Origin of the sequence: Bacteroides sp. 2201st1_D9_2201SCRN_220225 (assembly GCF_040928965.1) — a bacterium.
Lineage (GTDB): Bacteria > Bacteroidota > Bacteroidia > Bacteroidales > Bacteroidaceae > Bacteroides > Bacteroides stercoris.
The window spans coordinates 47,117-71,619 of sequence record NZ_JBCODG010000021.1; the positions used below are offsets into that span (position 1 = coordinate 47,117).

Annotated in this window: 19 protein-coding genes; 13 read left to right on the forward strand and 6 right to left on the reverse strand. The window is 53.3% G+C overall.

The window, feature by feature from the left end; genetic code table 11:
* Window positions 1-162: 162 nt before the first annotated feature.
* From AB5903_RS09090 to AB5903_RS09105, 4 genes are all read left to right on the forward strand, one after another.
* Window positions 163-528, forward strand: a complete 366-nt coding sequence (locus AB5903_RS09090; RefSeq protein WP_117856958.1) for a YraN family protein — start codon at window positions 163-165, stop codon at window positions 526-528.
* Window positions 529-551: 23 nt separating this feature from the next.
* Complete coding sequence (locus tag AB5903_RS09095) at window positions 552-908, forward strand: MmcQ/YjbR family DNA-binding protein (RefSeq protein ID WP_005657644.1); 357 nt, start codon at window positions 552-554, stop codon at window positions 906-908.
* Entirely contained in the window at window positions 892-1,665 is a 774-nt protein-coding gene (locus tag AB5903_RS09100) for a biotin--[acetyl-CoA-carboxylase] ligase (RefSeq protein WP_151878123.1), read from the forward strand. Before AB5903_RS09095 ends, AB5903_RS09100 begins: the two co-directional genes overlap by 17 nt.
* A 64-nt stretch (window positions 1,666-1,729) precedes the next feature.
* Window positions 1,730-3,055, forward strand: coding sequence for a zinc-dependent metalloproteinase lipoprotein (locus AB5903_RS09105; RefSeq protein ID WP_272711000.1), 1,326 nt, complete (start codon window positions 1,730-1,732; stop codon window positions 3,053-3,055).
* 37 nt (window positions 3,056-3,092) lie between these two features.
* On the opposite strand, the gene AB5903_RS09110 is transcribed toward AB5903_RS09105, so the two are convergent.
* Entirely contained in the window at window positions 3,093-3,776 is a 684-nt protein-coding gene (locus tag AB5903_RS09110; RefSeq protein ID WP_368117803.1) for a tetratricopeptide repeat protein, read from the reverse strand.
* 171 nt (window positions 3,777-3,947) lie between these two features.
* Between AB5903_RS09110 and AB5903_RS09115 the strand changes: the two genes are divergently transcribed.
* The 8 genes from AB5903_RS09115 (at window position 3,948) to AB5903_RS09150 (ending at window position 13,038) form a co-directional block, all read left to right on the forward strand.
* Window positions 3,948-5,255: an MATE family efflux transporter gene (locus AB5903_RS09115; RefSeq protein WP_270424468.1), complete on the forward strand. Its 1,308-nt coding sequence runs from the start codon at window positions 3,948-3,950 to the stop codon at window positions 5,253-5,255.
* Window positions 5,256-5,360: 105 nt separating this feature from the next.
* Entirely contained in the window at window positions 5,361-5,948 is a 588-nt protein-coding gene (locus tag AB5903_RS09120; protein WP_117917336.1) for an AraC family transcriptional regulator, read from the forward strand.
* Between the two features lie 202 nt (window positions 5,949-6,150).
* Window positions 6,151-8,649 (forward strand): heavy metal translocating P-type ATPase, encoded by a 2,499-nt coding sequence (locus tag AB5903_RS09125; RefSeq protein ID WP_368117804.1) that lies wholly within the window; start codon window positions 6,151-6,153, stop codon window positions 8,647-8,649.
* A 376-nt stretch (window positions 8,650-9,025) separates the two neighbouring features.
* The gene (locus tag AB5903_RS09130) at window positions 9,026-9,883 is read left to right on the forward strand and encodes a helix-turn-helix transcriptional regulator (RefSeq protein ID WP_004294809.1); all 858 of its coding nucleotides are present in this window, start codon (window positions 9,026-9,028) and stop codon (window positions 9,881-9,883) included.
* 105 nt (window positions 9,884-9,988) lie between these two features.
* Complete coding sequence (locus tag AB5903_RS09135; protein WP_004295489.1) at window positions 9,989-10,849, forward strand: RteC domain-containing protein; 861 nt, start codon at window positions 9,989-9,991, stop codon at window positions 10,847-10,849.
* Window positions 10,850-11,247: 398 nt separating this feature from the next.
* On the forward strand, window positions 11,248-11,559 hold the full coding sequence (locus tag AB5903_RS09140; RefSeq protein ID WP_004303820.1) for a helix-turn-helix domain-containing protein: 312 nt from the start codon (window positions 11,248-11,250) through the stop codon (window positions 11,557-11,559).
* A gap of 3 nt (window positions 11,560-11,562) precedes the next feature.
* Window positions 11,563-11,889 (forward strand): helix-turn-helix domain-containing protein, encoded by a 327-nt coding sequence (locus tag AB5903_RS09145; RefSeq protein WP_004295487.1) that lies wholly within the window; start codon window positions 11,563-11,565, stop codon window positions 11,887-11,889.
* A gap of 135 nt (window positions 11,890-12,024) precedes the next feature.
* Complete coding sequence (locus AB5903_RS09150; protein ID WP_004319206.1) at window positions 12,025-13,038, forward strand: YhcG family protein; 1,014 nt, start codon at window positions 12,025-12,027, stop codon at window positions 13,036-13,038.
* A 63-nt stretch (window positions 13,039-13,101) separates the two neighbouring features.
* On the opposite strand, the gene AB5903_RS09155 is transcribed toward AB5903_RS09150, so the two are convergent.
* The 5 genes from AB5903_RS09155 to AB5903_RS09175 all read right to left on the reverse strand — a co-directional run bounded on the left by AB5903_RS09155 (window position 13,102) and on the right by AB5903_RS09175 (window position 23,595).
* On the reverse strand, window positions 13,102-19,224 hold the full coding sequence (locus AB5903_RS09155; protein WP_061436640.1) for a helicase-related protein: 6,123 nt from the start codon (window positions 19,222-19,224) through the stop codon (window positions 13,102-13,104).
* Window positions 19,211-19,660 carry a DUF1896 family protein gene (locus AB5903_RS09160; RefSeq protein WP_154291651.1) on the reverse strand — a complete coding sequence of 150 codons (450 nt, stop codon included), beginning with the start codon at window positions 19,658-19,660 and terminating at the stop codon, window positions 19,211-19,213. Before AB5903_RS09160 ends, AB5903_RS09155 begins: the two co-directional genes overlap by 14 nt.
* A 143-nt stretch (window positions 19,661-19,803) precedes the next feature.
* Window positions 19,804-21,903 carry a type IA DNA topoisomerase gene (locus tag AB5903_RS09165; protein WP_074783786.1) on the reverse strand — a complete coding sequence of 700 codons (2,100 nt, stop codon included), beginning with the start codon at window positions 21,901-21,903 and terminating at the stop codon, window positions 19,804-19,806.
* Between the two features lie 15 nt (window positions 21,904-21,918).
* Window positions 21,919-22,134: a hypothetical protein gene (locus tag AB5903_RS09170; protein ID WP_004319199.1), complete on the reverse strand. Its 216-nt coding sequence runs from the start codon at window positions 22,132-22,134 to the stop codon at window positions 21,919-21,921.
* Between the two features lie 3 nt (window positions 22,135-22,137).
* A complete protein-coding gene (locus AB5903_RS09175; RefSeq protein WP_007558960.1) occupies window positions 22,138-23,595 on the reverse strand; it encodes a DUF3945 domain-containing protein in 1,458 nt (485 codons plus the stop codon).
* Between the two features lie 312 nt (window positions 23,596-23,907).
* Between AB5903_RS09175 and AB5903_RS09180 the strand changes: the two genes are divergently transcribed.
* On the forward strand, window positions 23,908-24,503 hold a 596-nt coding region (locus AB5903_RS09180), incomplete at its 3' end, for a site-specific integrase (protein ID WP_368117805.1).

The window sequence follows — 24,503 nt, forward strand, 5'->3', positions numbered from 1 at the left end:
TTCTTTAGGTTCGTTCTTTTTTTATGTTCTTAAATCCCGTTCTTTTAAAGCACATAGTGACGAATATGATTAATTTATAGCTCTTTGAGAATATACTGGAACAAATATTTCCACTTTCGAACAAAAAACGTATTTTTGTACTGAAAGAAAGAAAATTGTACTATGGCAATACATAATGCTCTGGGAAAAGCCGGAGAAGATGCGGTTGCGGCTTATCTGGAACATAACGGATATGTGATACGCGACCGGAACTGGCGGAAAAACCGTTTGGAACTGGACATTGTTGCCACCAAGGACAACGGATTGATTATCGTAGAAGTAAAAACCCGAAGTAACACGGAATACATCAAGCCGCAAGATGCCGTCAACTGGCAGAAAATACGCCGTATTGTCATAGCAGCCGATGCTTACGTAAAACATTTCCGCATTGACGCCCCCGTGCGCTTCGACATTATTACAGCAGTGGGCGATGCCGGTGCTTTCGAGATAGAGCACATCAAAGAAGCATTTTACCCGCCTGTGTTTTAAAAGAACCCTAACCCCTGAATACAATGAATATAGAAACCGCCCGCGAATATTGCCTCAGTAAAAAGGCCGCAACCGAAGATACTCCTTTCGGTGAGGATTTCCTCGTTATCCGGGTAATGGGAAAGATGTTTTTATGCATCAATCTCAACACTCCCGACCGCATCACCATGAAATGCGACCCGGAATACGCGCTGGAATTGCGCGACCGCTACAATGCCGTTGAAGGAGCCTGGCACTTCAACAAGAAGTATTGGAACCAGGTGCTCCTGGACAGTGATGCAGATGACAAACTGATAAAACATCTGATAGACCACTCCTACGAAGAAGTAATAAAGAAATTCACTAAAAAAATGCGCAATGAGTATGAAGCCCTGCCCTGAAATGTTTCCTTATCCGCTGATAGCGTTGGATGAAACCGACTCAACCAACCGGTACATCAGCCAGTTATGTAATGAATTGCAAGAATCCGTTGCTGAACTGACTACAGTTACAGCCGAATTTCAAACAGCCGGCAAAGGCCAGCGCGGCAACACCTGGGAAGCGGAAAGAGGCAAGAACCTGCTTTTCAGCTTTGTCCTCTATCCTACTTTTCTGGAAGCGCGCCGCCAGTTTATCCTATCACAAATCGTGTCTCTTTCCATCAAGGAAGAGCTGGACAGATGGTCGGACGAAATTACGATAAAGTGGCCGAATGACATTTACTGGAGAGACAAGAAAATATGCGGCATACTGATAGAGAACGACCTATCCGGACACTTCATCGGACGCAGCATTTCCGGCATCGGAATCAATATCAATCAGAATGAGTTTCACAGTGATGCCCCCAACCCGGTATCGCTGAAACAAATTACCGGTCAGGAACACGACCGCTATGAGATTCTATCGCACATACTGAAAAGGGTACAAATCTACTACAACGGTTTGCAAACGGAAGACAGCGGTACTTATACCGCCGAAATAACCGCCCGTTATGCCCGCTCCCTATTCCGCCGCAGAGGTTTTCACCCTTACGAAGATGCCGGCGGCAAATTCTCTGCCCGCCTGCTGCGTGTGGAACAAGACGGACGTTTTGTCCTGGAAGACGAGAACGGCAAGGAACGGGAATATTTATTTAAAGAGGTGCAATACATTATCTGATTAGACAAATTGGCAAACATTATCTTTATAAAACACGTTTTGTATGAAATCAATATATAAACCCATGAAGATACAAGCCTTAATTGTAGCCGTTATAGCAAGTTTTATCTTATATGGTTGCGAAGATAATGAAGCCAACTGTTTGGAACTCTCCGAATCGTCATTCAGCAATGTCGATGGCGACGGAGCCACATTAACGGTTTCCGTAACAAGCGATGTGGAGTGGCAAATATCCAAAACGGCACAATGGTGCAACGTCACTCCAGGCAAAGGCTCCGGAAATCAGACATTGACCCTGCAAATAGAAGCCAACCCCGACAGTAAAGAAAGAAAAGTTACAGTAACAGTCGCATCACCAGCCACCAAGATGAGCAGGAAAATAGAAATCACTCAAGCGGCTGGATATACACCCATAGAACAATATCACTACAATCTGCCGGTGGTTTTCCATGTGCTTTACCAAAACAAGTCCGACGCGCAACAGTATGTCAGTCCCAACCGCCTGTCTGAAATATTGAACGCAGTAAACCGGCTTTATAAGAAGAGCGTGCAAAGCGCAGACATGAACCTTACCTTTACACTCGCCACCGCAAGTCCGGATGGAGAAAAGACGGACCAGCCGGGAGTGGAATACATTTCATGGCCGGGCAGCTATCCGATAGATTGCGATGCCTTTATGAATGATGATATAAACGAAACTGCGGGAAAAGGGTATGTAAGATATGTATGGGACCCCAACAGATATATCAATATAATGGTCTACAACTTTGCCAATGAGCCCGGCAGTAATACAACGACATTAGGAATATCCCATCTGCCGTTTACCACAAAAGGGGCGAACAGCCTGGCCGGTCTCAGTGAAATCAATGTATCCCGATTAGAACTGAAAAACTTGTCCTTCCCCTATTGTGTATCCATCAACAGCCGGTTCATCAACGAAGAAAGTACGGCAACCACATACAAACCAGCAGACATTACCGTTACGTTGGCTCATGAATTAGGGCATTATTTAGGATTACACCATGTATTCTCCGAAACAGAAAGAGGAAACAGTTGTAAAGATACCGACTATTGCACAGATACCCCCACCTACAATAAGGAAGCATACGATATGAATTACGCATATATCGCGGCGAATGAACCGGAAAACTTCACATTTGCCAATTTGGTGAACCGTGAGAATTGCCTGACAGGCGAATCCTTTGTCTCACGCAATATCATGGATTACGCAATCAGCCATTCCGACCAATTTACTCCCGAACAGCGGGCACGCATCCGGCATGTCTTGTTATACAGTCCTCTGATACCGGGCCCCAAAGCCGTTCAGGAAGCAGACACCCGTTCTGCACCAGACGGACTTATGGAGTTGCCAATCCGTACCGCCAAATAGACATTGCTACAGGCAGGAAAAGAAAAGAGATGAACCGTCAATTATTCATCTCTTTTTCCAATTTCTTTATCCGCTCCAAGGTCTTCCCTGCTTCGGTAGACGGGAAGAGTTGAAGCACCTTCTGCAAGTACCCCTTAGCCTTGCTATACCCATTGGAGTAAATATCCGACAATCCGTTACGGTAACCGGCATACTGCATACGTGTGGGCGCTACGATTTTCTTATAGTTGTCCTCTAACGTTTTCTTCTTTTGCTCGGCTTGCAGGTAGTAATAGTTGCCCAAAAATATATTTGCCTGAAGATTGTCGGCATCCAAAGCCAGCACTTTCTCATAGAGCTTCATCGCGTCTTTCGTTTCACCGCGCATCATCTGCATCTCTGCACAGGCTACAAGTGCGGAAACATCTTCCGGATAATACTGCAGCCACTCCTTATAAAAAAGGTATGCCTTGTCGTAATTCCGTTTGTCTCTGTAGCAAACGGCCAGTTCCTGCGCAAGCCGCGGAGCTGCCGCAGTGGCTTTTCCAACGCTTGTCCAATAGAACATCTCCGTCTGTCCCGCATCCGCATCGGCAGCCTGACGGAACAGACTCACGGCATAATCGTCCTTACCTGCCGACAAGGCATCAGCCACCTTCTGCAACAATACATCTGCCGATTGTGCCAAAAGCGTCATCGGACACAGCAGGAGTCCGAAGAAAAGAAAAGTCAAGGTTTTCATTTTAAAGTGTATATAGTTAAACAGCCTGAAATATCCCAATAGAAATTCATCTACAAATTTACGGATTTCCGCAGCAATCGTCAATAGATGAAAGTAGAAATATAGTTAATCTTTCCCACTGTTTTTTCTTTTTCTGCGTACCTTTGCGTTCTCTTAAATAAAACATTGCTAATGAATCCCATAGACAGACAGATATTACAGATAGCCTTACCCTCCATCGTATCGAACATCACCGTGCCCCTGCTCGGGCTGATTGACGTAGCCATTGTAGGACACCTGGGTTCTCCTGCCTATATCGGCGCCATTGCAGTAGGCGGCATGCTGTTCAATATCATTTATTGGATATTCGGCTTTCTGCGTATGGGAACCAGCGGCATGACATCACAGGCTTACGGCAAGCGGGACCTGCCGGAAATTGTCCGCCTGCTGATACGTTCGGTGGGGATAGGACTTGCCGTGGCATTATGCCTTATCCTGCTGCAAGTTCCTATCAGGCAAGCGGCTTTCCAGATTATCCGCCCCACGGAAGAAGTCAGGGAAATGGCAACACTCTACTTTCATATCTGCATATGGGGCGCTCCCGCCATGCTGGGGCTATACGGACTCTCCGGGTGGTACATCGGTATGCAGAACTCCCGCATTCCCATGTACATAGCCATTACGCAGAACATTGTCAACATCATGGCAAGCCTCAGCCTTGTCTGTTTCTTCGGGATGAAAGTGGAAGGCGTAGCCTTGGGAACATTGATTGCCCAATATGCGGGTTTTCTTATGGGGCTGGCACTGTGGATGAACCGCTACGGCAAACTGAAGAAGTATATCGTTTGGAAAGGAGTGCTTCAAAAAGAAGCAATGATACGCTTTTTCCAAGTGAACCGCGACATTTTCCTGCGGACATTGTGTCTGGTAGCCGTTACGTTATTCTTTACCTCGGCAGGAGCCTCGCAAGGTGAAATTATCCTGGCGGTAAACACGTTGCTGATGCAACTCTTCACCCTTTTCTCTTACGTGATGGACGGTTTCGCCTATGCGGGAGAAGCCCTGAGCGGACGATACATAGGTGCCCGCAACCGGAAAGCATTTACCGATACCGTCCGGCATCTGTTTATATGGGGCGCCGGGCTGACCGTACTGTTCACGCTGGTCTATGCCTCGGGAGGCAATGCTTTTCTGGCACTGCTGACCGATGACCGGAACGTAATAACCGCCGCCGACACTTACTTCTATTGGGCGCTTGCCATACCCGCTGCCGGAATTGCCGCCTTTATCTGGGACGGCATCTTTATCGGCGCAACGGCAACGCGCGGCATGCTTCTCTCCATGGCAGCCTCAGCCGTCAGCTTCTTTGCGGTGTACTACGGATTCCACACGGTTTTAGGCAACCATGCCCTGTGGCTTGCTTTTCTTGTTTACCTGTCCATGCGGGGCGCTATGCAGACATTGCTCAGCCGGAAGGTTATGGAAAAAAGCTTTCACTAAAGGCATTTCACGATGAGGTTGCCATAAACCCCATTAATATTTATTCGCAGACAAATGAAAGCAAAAACAAACCATACCTATTATCTTTGCCCGAAAAAGAACGGAATGCCCGATATTACACCCAATCCCGAAAACACACTGCACATCAAGAACATGGTCTGCAACCGTTGCATCATGGTGGTGAAAAGCCAGCTTGAGCAACTGGGGCTGCACCCGCTTTCGGTAGAATTGGGCATCGCCGTCCTGCCCGACGCAATCAGCGACGAAACGTATCAGCGTGTAAAAGCCTCGCTTGAAACATTCGGATTCGAACTGATTGACGACAAGAAATCACAGACAGTAGAGCTGATAAAGGATGCTATCATCGAATTGGTACATTACGATGACAACGGACTGAAAACCAATCTGTCCGATTACCTGGCATCCAAGCTGCACCGGGACTACAGCGCATTAAGCAAGCTTTTCTCGGAAACAACCAACACCACTATCGAAAAATACCTCATCGCACAGAAGATAGAGCGTGCCAAAGAACTGCTGATGTACGGGGAACTATCCCTGAACGAAATAGCCGATATACTGAACTATTCGAGTGTCTCCTACCTCAGCGCCCAATTCAAGCATGTAACCGGAATGACTCCCAGTCACTTCAAGAAAATAAAGGGGAACAAACGCAAGCCGCTTGACGAAATATAAGCAGAATCTTATAAATCATATCCCGAATTTTGCAACTATCGGACAACTTCCTTGCCGTATCTTTGTTTCATAGAAAAGTTTATCCACATTAAACTAAAAGTTTATTCCTATTAAACTTCAAGTTTACTCCTATTGAACTTCAAGTTTATTCCCATTAAACCGGAAGTTTATCCTGGAAGAAATAAATTGTACTACTATTGATATGACAAACAAAAGCATCGTTCAAGAAACCTTTCCCGTAATGGGAATGAGTTGCGCCTCATGCTCCGCAAGAGTGGAAAAGACGCTGAACCGCCAGCCCGGCGTCCGAAAAGCAACCGTAAATTATGCTTCGGCAACGGCAACTGTGGAATATGACTCCCAGAATTGCTCTCCCGAAGCCCTGCAGCAGGCCGTGCAGAATGCCGGATACGACTTGCTGATTAAACAGGATGAGAATACACCGGATAAAGTGGAGCAGGCACACGACAAAAAATATCGCGCGCTGAAATTCCGCGCCACATGGGCCATCGTCTTGTCCGTGCCCGTTATGGTTATCGGCATGTTCTTTATGGATATGCCTTACGCCAATCTTATTATGTGGCTGTTCTCTACTCCCGTCGTATTCTGGTTGGGAAGAAGTTTCTTTACCAGCGCATGGAAACAACTGAAACACGGCACCGCCAATATGGATACGCTGGTAGCCAACAGCACCGGAATCGCCTACCTGTTCAGCCTGTTCAACATGCTGTTCCCTGAATTTTGGCTGGAAAGGGGCATCCATCCGCACGTCTACTTCGAGGCTGCAAGCGTCATTATCGCCTTTATCCTGTTAGGGCGGTTGCTGGAGGAAAAGGCTAAGGGAAATACCTCTTCCGCCATCAGGAAACTCATGGGTCTGCAACCCCAAACGGTAACCGTTATCACCGGTCCCTCATCTGAGAAGGTTGTTCCGATTGAACAGATTCGTCCGGGAGACATTATTTTAGTGAAACCGGGAGAGCGGATTGCCGTGGACGGCATCGTTACGGAAGGCAGTTCGTACGTGGACGAAAGCATGCTGAGCGGTGAACCGGTAGCAGTAGCCAAGCAAAAGAACGCCAAAGTCTTTGCCGGCACTATCAACCAAAAAGGGAGTTTCCGGTTCAGCGCGGAGAAAGTAGGGACAGATACGCTGCTCGCTAAAATCATCCACATGGTGCAGGATGCGCAAGGCAGCAAAGCCCCCGTCCAGCAATTGGCAGACAAGATTGCGGGCATCTTCGTGCCGGTTATTATCGGCATTGCCGTGCTGTCCTTCATCGCATGGATGCTGCTGGATGGGCAGAACGGCTTTACACACGGATTGCTGGCGCTGGTTACGGTACTTATCATCGCCTGCCCGTGTGCCCTGGGACTTGCCACACCCACCGCCATCATGGTAGGCATCGGCAAAGGTGCGGAACGGGGCATTCTGATAAAAGACGCCGAAAGCCTGGAAACCGCCAAAAAGATTGATACGGTGGTACTGGACAAGACCGGAACCGTGACCGAAGGAAAGCCGGTAGTCGGCGATTTGATTTGGGCAACGCAGACGGTAGCGCATGAAAACATCTTCTACAGTCTGGAAAAGTTATCGGAACATCCGCTTGCCGAAGCAGTAGTCCGCCATTTACAGAATGCCCGGGACGTAAGTATAGACAACTTTGAAAGTATTACCGGCAGAGGTGTGAAAGGCGAGTCGGACGGAAAGACCTATTATGCCGGCAACCGGAAACTGCTGGAAGAAAACCGGATTACCGTCAGCCGGTCGCTAAGCGATGAAGCCGCCCGCCTGGCAACGGATGCGCAGACCGTCATCTGGTTTGCCGACAGCAAAAACGCACTTGCCATAGCCGGGATTACAGACCAAATAAAACAAAGCTCCATACAAGCCGTCAGCGAATTGCAAGCCGCCGGCATCGAAGTCTATATGCTGACGGGCGACAACGAAGCCACTGCCTGGGAGATTGCACGCAAAGCCGGCATCCTCCATTATCGAGCGGGGGTGCTGCCGCAGGATAAGGCCGCCTTTATCGGCAGCCTGCAGAAAAACGGCAGGAAAGTGGCAATGGCAGGCGACGGCATCAACGACAGTGCAGCCCTGGCGCAAGCCGATTTAAGCATTGCCATGGGCGGCGGCAGCGACATCGCCATGGATGTGGCCAAGATGACCATCATCTCTTCCGACCTTACAAAGATACCGGAAGCGTTGAAACTCTCCCGGCTGACTGTGCGCACCATCCGTCAGAATCTGTTTTGGGCGTTCATTTACAACATAATAGGTATACCCGTTGCAGCCGGCGTACTCTACCCCGTCAACGGCTTCCTGCTGAATCCAATGATAGCCGGTGCAGCCATGGCATTCAGCAGTGTCAGCGTAGTAACCAACAGTCTGCGGCTAAAAAGGAAAAAGATAGAGACTGCGGAAAGCCCTGCCTCCACCCCGGCAGGACAACCGGAAAATAAAGTAGAACCATCAACTGAAAACGTCATGAAAAAAGAATTTAAAGTGGAAGGCATGATGTGCAACCATTGCCGCATGCATGTGGAAAAAGCATTGAACAGTATGGAAGGCGTACATGCCACCGTAACCCTCAACCCGCCGGTAGCGGTCGTGGAGTTTTCGGAAGGCGAAAAGACACTCGACGAGTTACAGGCAGTGGTCACCGCCCAAGCCGGCGACTACACGTTGAAAGAATAACCGAAATTTGTTTATACCGATTGGCATTATTTTGCTATATTTGATGTAGTCTGAAGGTATTTAATTGACTACAAATAGATTAAAAGAAACTCGCATGAGAATGGGCAACGGATAAGAAATTGGTAAAGTGCTTTGATACACTATATTTCTCATGCTGTCAAACAACTCTTATTTGTTTGCAAATATAATATTATTGCAGGTAATAATCAAAAATAACGAGGTTTATTTTCATTTTTACCTGCTGATATTTGTTCCGGATTATCAGATGCGATATATTTGTAATTAGGATTCGTACCGTGTTCCAAGCGGTTCATAAGTAACGACTTGCGGAGTTTTGGCAACAAGGGGATGCGGCTCCGTTTTATAGAAATGACTTATGCAAACCGACTTATCCATTTACAACAGTCTTCGCCCTTCCTTTATAGAAGGCGTTCACGCCGTGAAGTTCAATGCTTTGTCGGCGGTCATATCGCGTTACCGGGATTATGCCCGCAGTTCCGAACAAATAAAAGCGTACTCGGGAGATTCTCTGCTGATGCGGGACATCGCCTCCTTGCTTGACGAAGCACCCCGTCCCATAACGAGGGAATACCAGGATTTCACCCCGTTCCTGCTTCTTCTGATGCTTTCGGAGGAATTTCATGTCGTCCATTACGTCGAGCGTCTTGTAACGTGGTATTTCGGCTACTGTTGTGTCGATGAACTGCGGACGGTTTGCACCATTCTGTCCGAGTGTTCCTACCCGCATCACGACACGCTGCGGCTGCGGTTCAAGAATTACCTGCGTGAAGCCCGTAAGACATTGGGTATGCCCGTTGAATGTAACGCTGCTGTCATGCTGAAAATGCTCGACGCCTCTTATGAACATCTCACTCCCGCCGATGTCGGGGAGTTCGAGGAGCTGTTGCACCTGGGGGACGATTACGAGTTCATCTCCCGTGTCAAATCGAATTATCTTGCCTCGGATAACGTCACGGAACTCGCCGGGGTTTGCGGGTATTCCAGCACGATTACCTTCCGCCGGCGTTTCCAGCGGGTTTTCGGCTGCTCGGCCTCCTCGTGGTTACGTCAGCGCCGTATCGAACGTATCGGGGAGTTGTTGCGGACGACACACTACACGTTGCAGGAAATAGCCTACATGTGCGGTTTCTCCGCCCAATCCCACTTTACGGACTTTTGCAAGCGGAATATGGGGAGCAATCCCACTTCCATCCGCCAGGAAGGTCGGATCTGACATTAAAATCGGCTCCGTGATAAAAAAACGAAGAGAAAGATAAAAATCGTAATCCGCCGGTTTTTCGATTCGCTAACTTTATACGCGAAAGTAACAAGACGGATTATGATTGCATTTATAGAAAAATTAAACAGCGAAGTCCTGCGGAGTATCGAACGTATCGAATCGCGGGATACCGACGTGTTGAAAAAGTCGCTTGAAGCGTCACGTGTCCTGGGAGAAGCGTTCGACCGTTTGAAACAATATATCATCGGCTACCGTTTTCAAAACGATGACGAGGAAATAAAGTTCTTCAAAGAAATCAAACCCCGTCTTTTTTGCCGTCTGATCTATTACCGCAAGCTCTACAATATCGAGATGAACCGTCCGGTAGGAAGTATCGAGGCACAACGGGAGTACCTGGACGCCCATGTTCGGGCCATCAACGCGTACACGCAGAAACGCCTCGACTTTATCCGCTATTTCCGCAGCGGCGCTACACACCTGGACAGCCTCTATTTCCTGCGCGGGCAGACCGACACGGAGCAATACCTGGAAACCTTCTACTATGAACTCGACCCGCAGTTTTCGACAAACGCGGATTTCAAGGTGGCGAAAATCCTGGCCAACGATATGTTGTCGGTTTATCTTATGGGCGAATTGGAATCACTGGAGAGCACGAACCTCCGGAACATGGTTCTGCCATTGCCTGACGTGCGTCCGACATGGCAGGACTCGAAGACGGATCTGACGGAACTTATTTACCTGCTCGACAGTAAAGGCTGTTTCGGCAATGTGCCACTCACGCAACTTGCCAGCTACATTTCCAACGCTTTCAACGTACACCTCGACATGAACCTTTCGAGGACATTCTGCGATATGAAAATCCGAAACAACCCGACACCGTGGCTTGACAAGGCGAAAGAGGCCCTGCTTAAACGTATGCAGACGTGGAAGCGAAACAAGAAAAACGGCAATTCCGAGTAGAACATGAACCGGTAAAGCACTCTATTTCTTATAGAAGCACTGATAATCAGCGTTGTATATAACAAAAGAACCGAGGTCGGTTTTCCCCCGTAACTCTCGAAAGGAACTTTCCCGAACGCCCGTATTTGCACCCGTATAAGGAGCCGATACGGGTGTTCCGTTGTAGCCCCGTCCGGATTAGAACACCGTTAAGCGTTGAATCACAGTATGCTATCGCATTTCTGCCAATAAAAATACCGAGTACGGGCCGCGGATTTCGGTAAAAAACACTGCCTTCTTCACCGCATGAACCGTTGAGAATCAGTTCACTGCAAATTATCAAAAAAAAGTCGTACCGACCTCGTTTTAAGCTGTCCATATAAGCCCGACCTTTGTAACAGACTAAAAAACAAAGGAGTATGAAAATCATAGTGATCGGTTCGCGAGCCTATAACGAGCTTGTCGGGCGTATAGAGAAAATAGAGGCTGCAATCGCCTCTCTCCCTGAAAAGGGGCGTGCATGGAATAAGGAGTATATAAACGACGAATGGATGGACGGCGAGCAGGTCTGCCGTTACCTGGGCATCAGCGGGCGTACCCTTCAACGCCTCCGCTCGGATCACGTGATCACCTATTCGGCCATCAACCGGAAGCTGTATTATTCCCTCACGGAAATCCGCCGTGTGCTGAAGGAGCGTTCCGTGCGGCGCAAAAACCGACCAAAGGAGTAGGCCATGTTTCTGGATAAGGAATATTTCGACGGATGGATGCAGCGGCTCTCGGAACGGCTGGAACGTATTGAGAAGCTGTGCGCGGGGGATGTGGAGCAACCGCTTTCCATCCTGCCTGACGGGGAGCGTCTTCTGGACAATTACGACCTGTGCCGTATGCTCAATATCAGCAAGCGCACACTCCAGCGTTACCGCACCTCGGGAGAGCTGCCTTACGAGATGATCTATCACAAGACCTTCTACCGGGAATCGGACGTCCTGCGGTTCATCGAGCGTAACTTCAGTAATTTCCGCAAGCTGAAAAAGGATCGTCCTGCCGGTTCCGGTTAGGCCCTGTCCCGAGAGTCCGGCGTCATGGAAAAACGCGGAGATACATGGAATAAGGCACGACAAGGCGGTACAACCGTTCGATATTTGCCGTAAAATCAGTATGTTTGCACTTGGAAGCCTATATAATAATGAACAATGAAAGAAACAGATAAAATATATCCTGCCGACAAAGGGGAGGAAGAGCTACTGCATAACGTGCGCCATATCTTGCAGGAAGCGCGCGCGAAGGTGATACATCATGTCAATTCGACCCTCGTGAGGGCTTACTGGCAGGTAGGGAAATATATAGTGGAGTACGAGCAGCAGGGAACCGGCCGTGCCGGATATGGCAAGGCTGTCATCAACACCCTTTCCAGGCGGCTCGTGGCGGAGTTCGGAAACGGGTTCACGGCCACCAACCTGCGGTACATGAGGCAGTTTTACCAGTGCTACCCGAAATATCACACGCTGTGTGATAAATTGAGCTGGTCGCATTGCCGCACGCTTCTCAAGGTGTCGGGCGATGCCGCCCGTGATTTTTACCTGCACGAGTGCGTCAAGGAAAACTGGAGTGTCCGGCAGCTCGACCGCCAAATCAACACGCTTTTCTATGACCGCCTGCTGGCCAGCCGAGACAAGAAAGCCGTGAAAGAGGAGATTTCCCGTACCGAACCCGGGCGTGTCGAACCCAAAGAGATCATCCGCGACCCGTATATCCTGGAGTTTCTCGGTATCCCCCAGGGAGAGCATTTTCTGGAAACCGATCTGGAGCAACTGCTCATCAGCCGCTTGCAGCGCTTGATGCTCGAACTCGGGAAAGGCTTCGCCTTCGTCGCGCGACAGAAGCGTATCTCCTTCGACGACAAGCATTTCTACATCGACCTGGTCTTTTACAATTACCTGGCCCGCTGTTTCGTTTTAATAGACCTTAAATCCGGGGAGCTGACCCATCAGGATTTGGGGCAGATGCAGATGTATGTCAATTACTACACCCGTGAGTTGATGAATCCCGGGGATAACCCTCCGGTGGGTATCGTCCTCTGCGCGGAGAAAAACGACGCGGTCGTCCGTTATACGCTGCCCGAAGATGAAAAGCAGGTCTTCGCCGCCCAGTACATGACCTATCTTCCCACGCAGGAGGAGCTGCAAACACTCTTGCAGGAAGTGTGACAACAACGCTCATGGGCATATGAAAAAAGCCGACGGAAATCTGTACTTCCGTCGGCTTTTCGCTTACATCTTAATCCCTTTCTTTGCGGGGCCGTTCTCCGGCGGGCTGCCCACGCCCGCGATCACGATGCGCCCCCCGGAGGCGTCGGCAATCTGCCGCAGCCGGGAAGGAATACGGGCCGCCGTGTTGTCTTCCTTCGGGAGCTCTTCCGCCGTGTCATGCCGTTCCCGGCACACGTCGTTATCCTCCTCCGCCTCCTTTCCCTCGCTCTCTTCTATCGGTTTGAGGCTTTGCTGTATCCTGCGGTCTATTTCCGTCAGGTCAGTTTTCAGGGCCGTCAGTTCGGGCTCCTTGCGCCAGGAACTTTCCACCACTTCCCGCAGGACGGGAATATCTTTCTCCAGTTCCTCGTTCTTTTTCCGGAATTTTTCCAGTGTCGGCTCGATGGTCGCGAGCGCGTGGATGAAGTTCATCGCCGCCAGTCGCGGGTCGGAGGCGATATTCCCGTAGTTATACTGGTATAGATAATCCCCTTCACCCCGGACATAAAAACGGTTCTGCACCAGGTCGAGCCCGTCTTTCCCGGTCGTTTCGCTCTGGACGAGCAGTTCGAACCCGTAGAGGCTCCCGATGGGTTCGAGCCTGTCGAGCGTGCGTGCCGTTTCGGCGATACGGTTGAGCTGTTTCCCGATGAGCTTGGGGTCGGAGGTTTCCAGCCCGTTCAGTTTCACGGGATTGCGGTACGAGCCGTCCTCGTTGAACTCGACGCGGGCCTTGAAGTGTTCCAGATCCTTGCCGATACGCCGTATCAGGTCGTTGTTCTTCTCTATCTTCTCCGTGATCTGCTCCAGCTTGTAGCGGCTCGATGATTTGCCGCGCACGAATGCCTGGCGTTCGCTTTCGAGCGTGGCGATCTTCTTCTCCAGGCGGGCCTTGTCCAGCAGGTCTGTATTTCCCGAGAGGACGGCTACATACTCGGAAAAATTCATGCCGCTTTTCTCGTCGATGGCCCCCTCGTCGATGGTACGGCTTCCCATGTTGTTGGTCTTGAGCTGGCGGATGAACAGTTGCTTGTTGTGCAACAGCCCGAACTTGTAGGCGTCGAGCGACTTCTCGACGGCGTATAATATCACGTCCACCTTGTTGTCGGCATGGAGTTTGGCGATCTCGTTCCCGGTGCGTATTCCCCGCCCGTCGCGCTGCTCCAGGTCGCTGGGACGCCAGGGGCAGTCCAGGTGGTGTATCGCCACGCAGCGTTTCTGCGCGTTCACTCCCGTCCCGAGCATCTCGGTCGATCCGAAGAGTACGCGGATTTTCCCGGCGTTCATACCGGCGATCATCTCCTTGCGCGCTTTTTCCGAGGTCGCCTCCTGGATGAACCGCACCTCGCTTTGGGGTATGCCGTAATCCTCCGCGAGTTTACGCCGTATCTCGGAATAGACGTTCCACCCCGCTCCGGGTTTGTAGGTTCCCAGGTCGGAGAATACGAACTGCGTACCTTTGTACGCCTCGAAACGGCGGTAGTAACCGGCAATCATACGGGCGCAGTGGCTCGCCTTGTTGTCCACGTGGTCGCTGTATAGTTCGGGGTCTATCATACGCATATCGAGCGACATCTTGCGGGCGTAGTCTGTGGCAATGAGCATTTTCGCCTTTTCCTCCCGCTCCGAGAGCGGCAGGCGGCCCAGGAGCGTGGCATCGCCCGATTTGGCGAATTGCACCAGCCGTTCTATGAACTCCGTCTGCTGGGGTGTCGGCGGGATATTGTGCAATATCTCGTTCTTTTGCGGTCGGTCGATCCCTATATCCTCCGCCGAGCGGTAATCTGTAATCTCGGAGTAGAACATGGCCAGTTCGGGAACCTTGATGAAATATCGGAACCGTTCTTTCTGCACGACCTCGTTGGTCACGGAAAACTCGTAGTCGATGGTTTTCTTGGCAAATATGGCCGCCCAGGCATCGAAGGTGCGGATATTCTGACGCTCCAGTTCCTTCGGGCGCAGGTACTTGAAAAGCAGGTACAGTTCCGTGAGCGAGTTGGAGATGGTCGTTCCCGAGAGGAACGTCGCCCCCAGGTCGCGGCCCGTGCGCTGCTGTATGGTACGCAGCGCGAAAAGCATGTTGAGCGCCCGCTGCGACCCCTCGGGATTTCCGAGGCCCGCCACCCGGTCATGCCGGGTCGTGAAAGTCAGGTTCTTGAATTTGTGGCTCTCGTCCACGTAGAGGTGGTCGATACCCATGAGGCGGAAGTCCACGGCGTCGTCCTTGCGTGTTTCCAGCGCGTGCGCCACCTTCTGCAACTTGGCTTCCAGGTTGGCCTTGCGTTTCTGACACCCTTTCATCATGGCGCGGGAAACGTCCCTGCCTTGTGCTTTGAGCACTTCGAGGTTCTCCTCCACGCAGTCCAGCTCGGCCTGCAATATCTCCTGCTGTATCTCCGGGGACTGGGGTATCATGCCGAACTGTTCGTGCGAGAGGATCACGGCGTCCCAGTCGTTGTTGCGTATCTCCCGGAAGATGCGCTCACGCTTCCGGGGCGTGAAATCCTCCTTGCCCGGGTAGAGGACTTTGGCCATCGGGTAAGCGGTGCAGAACGTCCGGGCTATTTCATGGATGTTGGCTTTCAGCCCGATAATCATGGGTTTGTTGGCCAGCCCGAGGCGTTTCTTCTCGTAGGCCCCGCAGCACATGATAAGGGTCTTTCCGCCGCCCACCTCGTGGTCGATTATCCCGCCGCCGAGCAGTTTGTCCATCCATATCGCGTCCTTCTGGCTGTCATACAGATTGTCTATCCCCAGCCCCTTGAGGTCGAGGTCGGGGAATTCCTGGTGCGTCCCGTCGTACTTCGGGCGTACGTAACAGTTGAAAGTACGGTTATAGAGGTCTGTCAGGCGGTCTTTGAAGTCGGACGACTGCTCGCGCAGCCATTCGGGGAAAGCACCCCGGATCTCGTCTATCTTGCTGTTGGCGAGCTGTATGGCCTCCCCGTCACGCACTTTGACCTCCCGCCGTTCGCCGTCCACCCATTTGAGGACGGTCTTGGTGATGTCGGGCGAAGTGTTTTGCAGGGCGTGTTTCAAAAGGTGCAGGCCGTTGTACTTACGGGTCTGCGCGCTGACGGCATACTGCTCCGTGATCTTCACGTTCGTCGCTTCCGCCTTCACGCCGTACTCGTCCAGGTTGGAGGCGAAGGTGATCTTCACCTCCGTATCGAAGAGCGAGGAGGCGAAACGCTCGTAAACACCTTTTGGAATCCACCGTTCGCCCAGGTTGAAGTCCAGGTCGTCGAAAGCGATGGGTTTGGGCGTCGCCTCGCGCAGAGCCTCCAGCGATTCCCGGGCCGGGGCGTGGTCGGGATTCTCCCGCAGGAACGCCTCGATCCGGTCGGCTTTCCCGATGACATTGCCGGCGATGAACTTGTCGGCAACCTCGTAGCCGTCCGTTTCCGGGTTGTAATAGATACGTCCTTTCAGTTCCCCGAGTATTCCCTCCACGGTAGTTCCCGTGAGCGAGGCCATGTAGTGCGGTTCCACCCGGCCGTACTTGTTCAGGCTGGCCACAAGGGCCTCCGAAGCGTCGTCGGCGTGCGTGATCTCATCGGGATTGAAGGCCACGGGACGCTCGAAGATGTCGGCTTTGCGTGCCTTGCCGTCGATGTAACGCTCCAGCGACAGAATCTCCGTCCCCCGCGCGTCCATCTTGATCAGGTCGAGGTTGCGTTTGTCATTGAGCCGTCCGAAGCGTTCGGTGAAATTGTCGTAAAGCCGGTTGAGCATCTCCCGCAGGGCGGGGTTCGCCGTCAGCGTTTCCGCCTCGTTGTTATAAAGGTGGTAATAGGCATCGCGTATCTCGATATACATGGAGGCTTTCGTCCGTTGTGCAGGCGTGAGTTCCAGCGGGTGGAACATGGGTTGCAGGGATTCAGTCTCCCGCAGGTAGCCGACCCGGTTTTGTCCGTCCGTGACGAGTGTTCCCTCGCGGAAATAGGGGGCGACCTCCCCCTCGAACGGTCGGGGTTTCATATCCGCCTCCCGTATCTGCGGCATTTCTTTACCGGGTTCTTCCTCCTCTGGATTGTCCGGCGTGTCGAACAGGCCGCCCGTTCTCGGCGTACCGGCGGCTTGTTTCCGTTTGCCTTTCGGGGCTTCCGTCGGGGGGCGTACCGCCTGCCGTTCCCGCTGTTCCGGGGTTTCCTGCTGCCGGGCGCTTTGTCGGCGCAATTCCGCCCTCCGTTCCGGGGTAAGCGACATCATCATCTCGTAAAAGCCGTTGATCGGCGGGTTGTCCTCCCAGTTCAGGGAGGCATACAAGTCTTCGGGATCACGCTCCGGTGGCGTCGTTTTCGGCATTTCGCTCTTCTGTTCCTCCGGAGAGGAGGCCGGGGCGAATAATGAGGGTTGTCGGGGCGTCTTCCGCTTTGCTCCCCGGCGGCTGTTCCTTTTCTTGGATATACCGAGTTCTGCCTGCCGCCGCTCCTCGGCGCTGAAGCCGAACAGATCGTAGAGCGTCAGCAACGGTTCCTGCTGCACATTTACCGGTTCGGCAGCTTGGGTGGCAGGTACGGGAGCCGCCGTTTCCACCGTGTCGAAAAGCGACCCGGCGAAGCCCTCCCGCGGTTTCGGTTCCGTTATTCCGCCCACGTGCTGCACGGGAGTATCCGCCATGCCGAAATCTTCGGGTTTCGGCGGGTGCTGCTCCCACAAGCGATTCTCCCGCTCCTTCGACCAGGCCCCGAAGTCGGCCAGATCCTCCCCGGTCGGTTCTCCGGCGGGTGTGGCGGCAGAATCCGGTAACACTTGTCCGGGTTTGTTTTCGATTCGGGTAATCTCCCCGGTTTCGGTATCGACATGGTAGCCCTGCGCCGCCATTTCGGCGACGACGCGGCGTTTTTCCTCCTCTTCCCGCTGCTGCTGAAGGTTACGGGCGTCGGCGATAATTTCCTTGACGATTTCTCCGGCAAGGCGGGGCTCGTGTCTTTCGGCACGCTGGCGTTCCGCCTGACGGGGACGGGACAATTCCCGCTCCGGTGTGCCGGGTGTCTGTTCCGGAGCATGTTCCAGGCAATAACTCTCGTTGAAATGCCGGTTGAAATCCTCCGAGAGCATACGCCGCATCTCCCGGTCGATGCCGTCCACGCCCTCCGCGTGGGTGAACTCCATCGCCGGTTTGCCGTAGGGGTCTTTGCCTACTTTGGCCTCGGTATGGATCACCCTGTCGAACGACTGGAAAAGGTTGTTTATCCGGATGCCGTTCGACAGCTTGCGGGATTCGATGAAATCCCGCTGCCGTTCGGACAGTTCCCCCGTGGCGGCTTTCTTTTGCAGGATAACCAGGTCGCTGCCGACCTCCGTCCCCGCGTGTTCTGTAAAGAGGTTGTTCGGCAGCCGGATGGCCGATACGGGCTCGCAGCGGTTCATCAGCCACTCGCGCACGGGGCGTCCCTGCTCGGCGTTCAATACTCCCTGCGAGGTGATGAATGCCACCAGGCCGCCCTCGCGTACCATATCGACGGACTTCATGAAAAAATAGTTGTGCAGCGCCCGTGTGCCTTGCCGCCGCACGGGGTCGGTATGGGTGGAGAAGAACGGGTCGAAGAGCGCCACGTCCCCGAAAGGGATGTTGCTCACGGCCACGTCGTAGTAACCGGCGTATTTGGGTTCGATGCGCTCGAATCCCTGTACCCGCACCCGTTTTTCGGGGTGCAGGTGCTTCAGGATCAACCCCGTGGCGGGGTCTTTCTCGAAGCAGGTGATCTCCGCATAGGGGGCGTGGAAATCCACGGCACTGACGAAAACCCCCGTTCCCGCACTGGGGTCAAGAATACGTTTGGGGACGATCCGCGTGTCCCATATCGCCTCCACGATGGCGTCTGCCACTTTCGGGGGCGTGTAAAAAGCCGTCAGGACGGAGTTCTTGATCCCGTCCATGTAGCGCTTGTATTCCCGTTCGTCGGGGGTGTTCGCCCTGATGACCTCGTGCAACTCGGCCACGAGCGTTGCCATGCCGTCCTTGTCCGGTTTCCCGGTGGGGTTTTCCAGCACTTCCTTGATGGCGCCGAAGCCGCTGTATGCGCCGAGTGTCCTTTCTTCTTCGGGAGTCGGCGCCCGCCGTTCCCTGTCGAGCGTGAAGGCCGTCTTCAGCGCGTCGATATTCTGGCGGAGGTGGGTTTTCTTATTGAATGCCATCTTCGAGAAGTATTTGGACGGTTCCCGTCAGTTCGGTATAGAACAGTTCGTAGTCGGGCGTGTCGGCGAAGTCGTCCGTGAGGTCGTACTTCTCCAGCACCCCGCGGCAGAGGGGCAGCAGGCGTAGAGCCGCCTGCCGGGCGGTATCCTCGGGAATCTCCGCCTCGAATTCCCTCCAGAGGATGTTTACCAGCGTGTTGTAGGGTGAAAAGTGCAGTCCGCGGCAGAGTTCCTCGCGGGCAATTTCTTCGGCCTCGATGTGGTTGCAGCCCGAACGGATCGCCTCGCTGTACGCTTGGGCGGCGCTGTCGGCCCGCTCGGCGATGAATTCACCTTCGGCGATGAGTTCCGGGTGGCTGTCCTTGAGGTAGGATAGTAACGAAAGTCCGTAATAGGACAATTCCCCCGTGGGGGTATGGTGTTGCTTGTCTGGCATGATAAGAATTTTTAGTGGTCGTTGATAATCGGGGAAGAGAAAGGCGCCCCGGGTTCCCACCCGAAGCGCCGACCACTGAAAAAATCCTTATCAAACAAGCGTATCTCGTTATGACAGGTCTTTTCCAGTGGCAAAGGTAACGATTATTTCCGTTTGTTCCTCTTTCCCTGCCTGGGAGTATCGCGCGGCTCGAAAACGAACGAGGTCTTGAACTGGTCATCGAGCGTGAGGGCCGCGTCGAACGTCCCGCCGCCGTTTTTGACGAATCCCCGGATCGTGCCGGTTTTGCCTTTGGTCAGCAGTTCCGCGAGCTGCTTGTCGGTCAGCTCCTTGTGGGCCACGGTTCTCCATACGGTCAGGCCGCAATCGGGATTCTGGCACTTGGCGAGTTTGGGATAGAACACCACGGGCCTGCCGCAACGCGGGCAGGCTGTGTCACTCTCTGCGCCGTCGATTCTTGCTTCCAGCAGTTCTTTGGCGATTTGCGAGGCGAATACCTCGATACCGCGATGGAACGTCGGGGCGTCCATCTCCCCGGTAGCGATCTTCGAGAGGGCCAGTTCCCAGCCGCCCGTCATGGCGACATCGGCGATCTTCTTGTCCCTGACCACGGCATACACGGCCAGTCCCTTGTCCGTGGGTACAAGCGACTTTTTCTCTCGCCTGACATACTCGCGGGCAAAGAGCGTTTCGATGATGGCGGCACGGGTGGCGGGCGTGCCGATGCCGGCATCCTTCATTGCCTCGCGTTCGGCCTCGTCGGACAGTTCGCGTCCGGCGGTTTCCATCGCCGCCAGCAGGCTCGATTCCGTGTGAAGGGGGCGCGGCCGGGTCTGTTTCTGTTCCGTGACGCATCCCTTGACGGGCAGCTCGTCGCCTTGCACGATGTCGGGAAGGAGGGTCATGTCCTCCTCTTTCTCCTCGACAGGTTCATTCAGGACGGCCCGCCAGCCCGTCTCGACCATGATACTGCCGCGGGCCGTGAAATCATGCCCCGCGCTTTGCAGGGTAAGGGAAGTGTTTTCTTTCACGCAGGCCCCGGAAAAGGTTTCGAGCATCCGCCCCGCGACCATCTCATAGACGATGCGGTGGTCGGCATCCAGTTCGGAGGGGAGGTTCTCGGTGGGAAGCAGCGCGTGGTGGTCGGCGATCTTTTCGTTGTCCACGCTTCGGCGGGAGAGAGATGCGGTATCCATCCTGCCCGCGTATTCCGCGAAACGGGGATAGCGTGTCATGTTCCCGATGAGTGCCGGAATCTCCTCGGCCACATCTTCCGATATATAGCGTGAGCCGGTACGGGGATAAGTGATGAACTTCTTCTCGTAAAGCGACTGGGCGATGTCGAGCGTTTTTTCTGCCGAAAAACCATACCGGCTGTTGGCCTCTTTCTGGAGTGTCGTCAGGTCGTACAAGAGAGGCGGCTGTTCCCTGGCCTCCTTGCGCTCCACGTTCACGACGCGTACCGTTCGGGCGCCGATAACCTCGGCGCGGGCTGCTTCCGCCTTCTCCCTGCCGTCGAATTTCTCCGTGGAGAGGACGGTGAACTCCGTGCCCTCCTTTGCCGTGGAGAGCTTCAGCCGGAAATAGGTGGCGGGCTTGAACGCCTTGTTCTCCAGGTAACGGGAGCAGATGATCGCCAGCGTGGGGGTCTGCACCCGTCCGAGCGACCAGACGCCCCGCCCGGCAGCCACGGCAAGCGCTTGCGAGGCGTTGATACCGACGATCCAGTCGGCTTCGCTGCGGGCTTTGGCCGAGAGGTAAAGGTTGTCGTATTCGTTGCCGGGGCGGAGGTGTTGTAACCCCTCGCGGATGGCCCGGTCGGTCAGGCTGCTGATCCATAACCGCACGAAAGGGGTGCGGCATTCCAGGTAAGAGTAGATGTAGCGGAAGATCAGCTCCCCTTCACGCCCCGCGTCGGTCGCGACGATGATGCGCTCGGCCATGCCGAACAATTCCCGGAGAATACCGAGCTGCTTCACGACACCCGGGTCGGCCTTATACTCTTTACCCTCCCGAACCTGCCGGGGCAGGAGGATGAACGATGATGGCAGGATAGGCAGGTTTTCCCGGCGGAAACCCGCGATGCCGTACTGTTGGGGCATTGCCAGCCCGACCAGGTGGCCGAAGGCCCAGGTTACGGCGTAGCCGTTTCCCTCGATAAAACCGTCTTTACGGTTCGTGGCTCCCACGATGGCGGCGATCTCACGCGCCACCGAGGGCTTTTCTGCGATAATTACTTGCATGATGATTCGGATTTTTCAGTGGTTGTTTTCTTGTAGTTCTTCTTCTTTCTCTTTTTCCGGACGGGCGATCAGCCGGCGGTCGTAATAGACATGGTTGCCGTTCCCGTCGTAATACTGCCGTCCGTCGTCCGCCTCCTCCGGGGGGCTGCGTTTACCCGGCCGGAGGTACAAGGCGGCCAGCGCCGCGATCAGGAGCGGCATGGCTCCGGCCTGCATGTAGAACCATTTCATACGTTATACCTTGACACCTTTGGAGTTGCTCTTTTTGCTGCTGCGGTAATTTTTCTTCTGCGTCGGGGTGGCTTCCTGCTGTCCCTGCTTGAGCGGCTCTTTCACACCTTTGACCGCTTCGACGGTCTTGCCCTCGGAATTGACGGCGACCTGGGTACGGCTTTCAACGGCGGGTTTGACCTCCGCTCCCTGCCGTTTCGCACGGTCGGGATTCCAGCGGAAGAAGTCCATCTTGTTACGCTCGAAGTTGGGCTTGACCCAGGCGTTGAACGGCTCACCCTGCCCGTCCTTGACCATGCCCTTGATGTAGAAAGCCTTGACATCCGCCCGCTTGGAGGGATCATTCACCGCTTCCGTCCACTGGTCATAAGCCTCTTTGGGCACGGAGGCTTTGAGGATTGTCCGGTGAATCGTGAGCGTGGGCTGTCGTTCGGAGGCCGTAGTTTCCTGCCGTCCGTTTTTCTCGGCGGCCTTCTGACGGTAAATCTCCTTGTTCTCCTGGGCGTAGCGGTTGCGATCCAAACCGTCGTAGGTAAAGGAATAGTTACGTTCGGCCGCGTCGATTTGGATATAGGCATCCCGCTTATAACCCGCGCGGGTGGTATATCCTTCGAGCAACACCTTGCCGCCGCCGTAGAAATCCATCTGCTTGCCTTCCGAGAGGTCGGCCTCCTTGATGCGGGCACGTTTTTCGAGTAACGAAACGGGCATGGGTTCCAGCGTGTTCGTCCATTTGTCTATCGACACGTAGCAGGGCGTGAGCTTGCCCGGCTCCAGCTCCAGGTCGATCACTTTCCCGGCGTGGCGGGTGTTCATCAGGTTCGTTTTCGCCTCCTCGTCGAGCAGCACCCCGTGGAAGGGGGCGTCGAGGTCGGGCCGTTCCTGCCAGTAATGCGGCACGACGCGCAGCGAGCCGTCCGCCTGCTCTTCGAGCGACACGCGCCCTTTGGTGGAAACACGCATCCCGTTCTCCAGTTCGGGGTTCATCTCCACCAGCCCGTTGGATTTATGTCCGTAAGACATGGCTTTCAGGTGCGGCTCGATGTCCTCCATGCGGATACCTTTCTTCTCCATATCCGCCAGGTCTATCTTCGTGACGTCCAGCGGCTCGAACTGCCGCTGCTCCTGCGTCTGAAGCCGTTCGGAGGGGTCGATACGGTAATTTTCCAGAATCTCCGGGTCGAAGTCGATGCGGATAAGTTTGTTCAGGGCATTCTCCGTCATGACGAAGATACCCGTGTGGACGGGGTTCTGGGCCTGTTCCATGAACTTTTTGAAGAAGGCTTCGAGGGCTGAATCCTGCGTGTTCACGTTCAGCAGGCTCGCCACATTCTGATCCGTGGGGTCGGCGGTCTGGATATTGCCGTCCCGATCCACGCCGGTAACGGCTTGCAGTCGTCCGTCGTCGGCATTCTGAACGAGCATGACTTGTTTAGCGTCGTTCTTTACGTTTTCGTCCATAATTACGAGTGTTTTTAGTTAGCACCAATAGCGATGCGGGAACGAAAGTAAGGGGAACCGGCTGAACGTAAAAGAGTTGGAAAGGCTATGGAAGCATCGGGCACAGAAGTGGCCGCTTGTGGCGCAGGGCAGAGGAAATCGGAGAAACGGAGTGCCGGGAAGGACGGATTTGGCAGAGGGTATTTTCGTGGCTCCTCACCTTATTGTCAGGTAGTCGGGATCTATTGTTAAATGTCAATAAAGCGCATGGATAACCCGTGTTTTTTTATAAATTTGCGAAAACGGGTTTCAATATCCGACAAAACGTGAGGCATGGAAATATATACCCCAAAAAACAAGATCAAACTTTCTCCGGTGATAAGAAACGGGAGAGAATTTGTCGAAGTGACTTTCGGTAATGACAATGACATCCGCTTGTCGCTGTCGAAGGAAGAAAACGTACTGCTTGTCGGCGGCAGGGCTTATCTGCCGGCAGAAGATTTCGTGCTTGCCGAGTTCTTCGACCGCTATGTGAAAATGGCGTTTATAGACTATTCTGCCATCAAGGAAACCGCCCCCCGTAAAGAGGAAGACAAACGGCCGCCACTGCCGGAAGGCTATCTGGAAAAACTTCAGCAAGTGCGTTACAGTGACCATACCGTAAGGGTATATACCTCCTATTTCCGCGATTTCCAACAGCATTTCGAGGGGCGTAAGATTGAAACGGTTACCCCCGGCGAGATAAACGACTACCTGCTGTATCTCATCCACGAGAAAAACATATCCTCCTGCCAGCAAAACCAGCGTATCAACGCCATCAAGTTCTATTACGAGAAAGTTCTCGGTCAGGAACGGCGGTGTTACAAGGTGAACCGTGCCAAACGGGAGAAGACGCTGCCCGACGTGTTGAGCAAGGAGGAAATAAAGAA

Coding starts and splice junctions, on each gene's coding strand:
- AB5903_RS09150 (WP_004319206.1), top strand. CDS start 12,025: ATGAAAGAAACAGATAAAATATATCCTGCCGACAAAGGGGAGGAAGAG.
- AB5903_RS09160 (WP_154291651.1), bottom strand. CDS start 19,660: ATGCCAGACAAGCAACACCATACCCCCACGGGGGAATTGTCCTATTAC.
- AB5903_RS09120 (WP_117917336.1), top strand. CDS start 5,361: ATGCCCGATATTACACCCAATCCCGAAAACACACTGCACATCAAGAAC.
- AB5903_RS09175 (WP_007558960.1), bottom strand. CDS start 23,595: ATGGACGAAAACGTAAAGAACGACGCTAAACAAGTCATGCTCGTTCAG.
- AB5903_RS09125 (WP_368117804.1), top strand. CDS start 6,151: ATGACAAACAAAAGCATCGTTCAAGAAACCTTTCCCGTAATGGGAATG.
- AB5903_RS09100 (WP_151878123.1), top strand. CDS start 892: ATGAAGCCCTGCCCTGAAATGTTTCCTTATCCGCTGATAGCGTTGGAT.
- AB5903_RS09115 (WP_270424468.1), top strand. CDS start 3,948: ATGAATCCCATAGACAGACAGATATTACAGATAGCCTTACCCTCCATC.
- AB5903_RS09155 (WP_061436640.1), bottom strand. CDS start 19,224: ATGGCATTCAATAAGAAAACCCACCTCCGCCAGAATATCGACGCGCTG.
- AB5903_RS09165 (WP_074783786.1), bottom strand. CDS start 21,903: ATGCAAGTAATTATCGCAGAAAAGCCCTCGGTGGCGCGTGAGATCGCC.
- AB5903_RS09110 (WP_368117803.1), bottom strand. CDS start 3,776: ATGAAAACCTTGACTTTTCTTTTCTTCGGACTCCTGCTGTGTCCGATG.
- AB5903_RS09135 (WP_004295489.1), top strand. CDS start 9,989: ATGATTGCATTTATAGAAAAATTAAACAGCGAAGTCCTGCGGAGTATC.
- AB5903_RS09095 (WP_005657644.1), top strand. CDS start 552: ATGAATATAGAAACCGCCCGCGAATATTGCCTCAGTAAAAAGGCCGCA.
- AB5903_RS09140 (WP_004303820.1), top strand. CDS start 11,248: ATGAAAATCATAGTGATCGGTTCGCGAGCCTATAACGAGCTTGTCGGG.
- AB5903_RS09145 (WP_004295487.1), top strand. CDS start 11,563: ATGTTTCTGGATAAGGAATATTTCGACGGATGGATGCAGCGGCTCTCG.
- AB5903_RS09130 (WP_004294809.1), top strand. CDS start 9,026: ATGCAAACCGACTTATCCATTTACAACAGTCTTCGCCCTTCCTTTATA.
- AB5903_RS09105 (WP_272711000.1), top strand. CDS start 1,730: ATGAAGATACAAGCCTTAATTGTAGCCGTTATAGCAAGTTTTATCTTA.
- AB5903_RS09090 (WP_117856958.1), top strand. CDS start 163: ATGGCAATACATAATGCTCTGGGAAAAGCCGGAGAAGATGCGGTTGCG.
- AB5903_RS09170 (WP_004319199.1), bottom strand. CDS start 22,134: ATGAAATGGTTCTACATGCAGGCCGGAGCCATGCCGCTCCTGATCGCG.